1 pseudogene is annotated in these 262 nt (G+C 60.3%); it reads left to right on the plus strand.

Annotated elements, in window-relative coordinates:
• Window positions 1-262, plus strand: a pseudogene (locus tag SB772_RS42360) (carbamoyl phosphate synthase); the annotation flags it as partial.

Here is a 262-nt window from a genome sequence, read left to right on the forward strand (position 1 = left end):
CTGGAAAAGCTCGTCGAGCGCGCGCGCCATGTCGAAAGCCAGATTCTCGGCGACACGCATGGCAATGTCGTGCATCTCTTCGAGCGTGACTGCTCCATCCAGCGCCGCAACCAGAAGGTCGTCGAGCGGGCGCCCGCACCTTATCTCTCCGAAGCGCAGCGCCAGGAACTGGCCGCCTATTCGCTGAAGATCGCCAAGGCCACCAACTATATCGGTGCCGGCACCGTCGAATATCTGATGGATGCCGATACCGGCAAATTCT

It is taken from the genome of Paraburkholderia sp. SIMBA_030 (assembly GCF_046535245.1).
In the GTDB taxonomy this organism is placed as follows: domain Bacteria; phylum Pseudomonadota; class Gammaproteobacteria; order Burkholderiales; family Burkholderiaceae; genus Paraburkholderia.